This is a genomic window from Sphaerisporangium sp. NPDC051011 (genome assembly GCF_040653595.1).
Taxonomy (GTDB): Bacteria; Actinomycetota; Actinomycetes; order Streptosporangiales; family Streptosporangiaceae; genus Sphaerisporangium.
Map to the genome: position 1 here is coordinate 1 of NZ_JBFAGG010000042.1, position 3,585 is coordinate 3,585.

At 70.0% G+C, this 3,585-nt stretch carries 4 protein-coding genes; all 4 read right to left on the reverse strand.

The genetic code is table 11. The annotated features are described in order from the left end of the window. Positions 1–124 precede the first annotated feature (124 nt). The 4 genes from AB0H21_RS40825 to AB0H21_RS40840 are packed head-to-tail and all read right to left on the reverse strand — an operon-like array spanning position 125 to position 3,406. Complete coding sequence (locus AB0H21_RS40825) at positions 125–931, reverse strand: AAA family ATPase (RefSeq protein ID WP_358527463.1); 807 nt, start codon at positions 929–931, stop codon at positions 125–127. Next, positions 925–1,242 carry a hypothetical protein gene (locus AB0H21_RS40830; protein ID WP_358527465.1) on the reverse strand — a complete coding sequence of 106 codons (318 nt, stop codon included), beginning with the start codon at positions 1,240–1,242 and terminating at the stop codon, positions 925–927. Before AB0H21_RS40830 ends, AB0H21_RS40825 begins: the two co-directional genes overlap by 7 nt. After that, on the reverse strand, positions 1,243–2,709 hold the full coding sequence (locus AB0H21_RS40835; protein WP_358527468.1) for a DDE-type integrase/transposase/recombinase: 1,467 nt from the start codon (positions 2,707–2,709) through the stop codon (positions 1,243–1,245). A 49-nt stretch (positions 2,710–2,758) separates the two neighbouring features. Beyond that, positions 2,759–3,406, reverse strand: coding sequence for a DUF6431 domain-containing protein (locus AB0H21_RS40840; RefSeq protein ID WP_358527470.1), 648 nt, complete (start codon positions 3,404–3,406; stop codon positions 2,759–2,761). Positions 3,407–3,585 lie beyond the last annotated feature (179 nt).

Here is a 3,585-nt window from a genome sequence, read left to right on the forward strand (position 1 = left end):
GGTGTAGGACGACGCTCGACTTGGGCATGTAGACGACCCTGACGGTGTCCATGTGGACGACATGGAAGACCCCGCCGGGTGGGTGCCGGGCGGGGTCGTGGTGCTCAGGGTGTCGGTTTGGTGCTCATTCTGTCGCGATCACCTCGCTGACAGCGGCGCGGGCGGCGGTCTGGTCCACGATCTTCTTTCCGGTGGCGTAGGTGGCTATCAGGGCGGCGGTGGCGAGGTTGTTCACGCTGCGGGGTCGGCCGCGGCTGGACTCGTGGATGAGCGCGATGGCGTCCTCGGCGAATAGTGGATCGGAGCGCCCGGCTTGGGTCAGTTGGTGGTGGATGTATCCGGCGGTCTCCTGCTCGGCCATGCCGTTCATGTGCCATCGGACGCCTATCCGCTGGTCCAGGGCGGTGAGCACGCCAAGTTTGATCATGCGGCGCAGGGTGGGCTGGCCGATGAGCAGGATCGCGGCCGGGGACCGCGAATCAAGATCGTGGTTGGTGAGCATTCTGATCGACTCCAGTTGGTCGTGGTCGAGCAGGTGCGCCTCGTCGATGATGACGACGGGGGTGCGGGCGCGTTCGGCTTGTTCGGTGGCCAGGGCGTCGGCGGCTTGCGGGATGAGGATGGCGCGGTGCAGGTGGGGTTTGCCGCCGAGGCTGACCACGATGTGGTGGCAGATGCCGCGGGTGCCGACGGCCGGGTTGCCGATGTAGATGATGGTGTGCCGGGTGGGGTCCAGCGCGGCGAGGGCGGCACGGACCGCGACGGTCTTGCCGACGCCGACCTCGCCGGTGAGCACGCCGAGGGCGCGGTCGGCGATGGTCCAGGTGATGCGGGCGCAGGCCTGCTGGTGGTCGTCGTGCCGGTGCAGCGCGGCGGGGTCCAGGTCGCGGCGGAACGGCATCGAGGTGAGCGCGAAGTGCTTGATCAACATGTCGTGCATGGTGTGGTCTCCGGTTGGGCGATGCCGGGATGGACGGCCTGGCCGTCGAAGGTGAGCGCGTCGGTGATGTTCAGCGCGTGCCGGCGGGCGTCGGCTGCGGTCTGGCGGGCCTGCAGGGCCTGCGGGTGGTCGCTGTCGCCCCAGTTGTTGGCGATCTCGGCGAGCACGGCGGCCTTGGTCCAGAAGTAGGCGGCCATGCGCTCAGGTGTGCGCGCGGTGTGGTCGGCTGACAGCAGCCGGGCCTCGGCGGCCAGGTCGGCGATGCGGCGGGGCATCGGTCGTGGCGCGGGGTCGATGCGCATTCAGGCCACCCGCCCCTTGTCGTGCCCGTCGTGCCCGTCGTGCCCGTCGTGCCCGTCGTGCCCGTCGTGCCCGTCGTGCCCGTCGTGCCCGTCGTGCCCGTCGTGTTGGCCGGGTGGTGGCTGGAGCAGGGCGGAGTAGTTGACCGCGCCCTGAAGCTGGCGGTCGCGGGCGTGGTCGAGCAGGCCGAGGTAGTCGATCCCGGTCGGGGCGGGCGGACTTTGGCCGGGTATCTCGGGCCGGGCCTTGGGGTGAGCGTGGCGGGCGCGCAGGAACACCGGGCTGGTGCCGTAGCTGCGCCCGCCGTGCCGGATCTCCACCTCATCGAGGTTGAACGGGTCGAACAACACCTGGACGCGTTTGCGGATCAGCGCCGCATCGACCTGGTAGGAGTTGCCGAGCAGGCTGATCAGCGCGGTCTTGTCCACGGTGCGGCGCTCTTCCCACAAGAACGCCTCGGTCAGCGCGGCGGCCGAGGGCAGGGCCGGCGCGGGTGGCAGACCAGCGCGCCAGCGCGCCAGCGGGGCGATGCCGGTCTCGGAGTGTTCACGCACGTGGTAGACGGTCTCCACCCACGAGGAGAACAGCCGGTTCAGCTCGCCCAGGCTTTCGATGGTCCGCGGGTGGGCGCCGTCGAACTCCACCAGGAACTGGTCGCGCACGGTGCGGAAGAACCGTTCGATCTTCCCGCGGCCTTCGGGCCGGTTCGGGGTGGAATGGATGAGTTTGACGCCGAGGCTGGCGCAGGCGCGCAGCAGCCAGGAGTCGACGAAGGCGCTGCCGTTGTCCAGATAGACGGCCTCGGGCACGCCCCGGCAGGCCAGCGCGGGGCGCAGCGCGACGGCCAGGCGGACGACGTCCTCGGCACAACCGAACCGGGCGGCCATCACCGCCCGGGAGTGGTCATCCAGGAAGCAGAACAAGATCGCCCGCCTGTTGCCAGGGCCGATCCTGGGGCCGTGCAGCGCGTCCCCGACCCACAACTCGTTGGGCCGCACGGCTTGGAACCGGGTGAAGGCCGGGCCGGCCGGTTCCAGGTCGAAGGTGAGTTCCAGGCGACGGAAGTGGCGTTGCAGGGTCCGCTCGCAGGGGGCGTCCACGCCATGCCGGAGCATGATCTGCCGGACCTGGACGGCGGTGCGGGCGGGATTCTCCTTCTTCAAGGCCACCGCCAGCGCCAGCGCCTCGCCGCTGCTGCGCGCGGTCACGTGGCGGACGGCGGGCAGCAACGCCTCGAACCCGCCCTGCTGCCAAGCCCGGATCCACCGGTCCAGACTCTTACGCGAGACCCGCACCGGCGTCCCGTCCGCCCCGGCATGCGTGCGCTCCGCGACCTGCCGGACCAGCCGGCCGCGCTGGCGCGTGGAAAGCTCCCGGCTGACCGCTTCTTGGATCAGCCGGTATCGGAACAGGGCGATCTGGCGGGCTCGCTCGGCCTGCCGCTGCGCCCGGGCATCTTCTGGCGTCACCTTTCGTCCCCTTTCGAGATGACGACACACACTCACCTCAAGGGTTAGATCAGTTACCGAACGTGACTAGAGGCAGGTTGGTGTTGATCACCCGCACCGCCAGCACGGGCGCCAGCAGACTCCCATCCGTCGCCGCCACCGCCACCTCCCACGCCGACACCCTGCCCACCAACCACGGCCAGCGCGCCACGGCAGCCCGATGCACCGCAGCGATCACCACCACCGCCTCCCCCCACGCCGTCGGCGACGCCACCAGCGGCGGCGGATCAGGGTCCAACGCCACAATCCACGCCGCCAGCGCCGACCGCAGCCGCTCGGCCCGGCCCCTCGCCCGCCGCACCCAGGAGCGGACCGTCCAGCAGGAGCGACCCACAGCCACCGCGATGCGCCGATACCCCTCACCGGCCGCCGCCCGGCCCAGCGCCCGCCCGATCACCGCCACCTCATCGGCCCGGCGCGCCAGCAGATGCGCGGGCAGCAGCACATGCGTCACCCCACATCCCCGGCATCGAGAGCGACGAGGACGCAGCACCAGCCGCACCCCACAGGCCAACGTCCGGATCACCCGCCGCACACCGTGACCCCACGGACGCAGTTCACCCCCGCATCCGGGACACGCCAACACGCCCTCGCGCAACGCAGACTCGACCTGAACCGGCGATTTCCCTACCGTGAGCACGCGGTGTGACCTCCACACCGTTCAAGGCCCTCCCCGCGCTTCTGCCAAGACGAGGCGGGGAGGGCCGATCTTGAGCTTGTTGCTCACGTTGTCGCCGGGCACGAACAAGAACAATCCAAAGAACGACCCTCAAGATCATGGACAACGGCGATGTCGCCGTACGCCTCCTACGTACTCAACCTGAGTGTCGTCCTACA

What these genes read in the sequence shown, in the direction of transcription:
- AB0H21_RS40830 (WP_358527465.1), bottom strand. Translation starts at nt 1,242, where the DNA reads ATGCGCATCGACCCCGCGCCACGACCGATGCCCCGCCGCATCGCCGAC.
- AB0H21_RS40825 (WP_358527463.1), bottom strand. Translation starts at nt 931, where the DNA reads ATGTTGATCAAGCACTTCGCGCTCACCTCGATGCCGTTCCGCCGCGAC.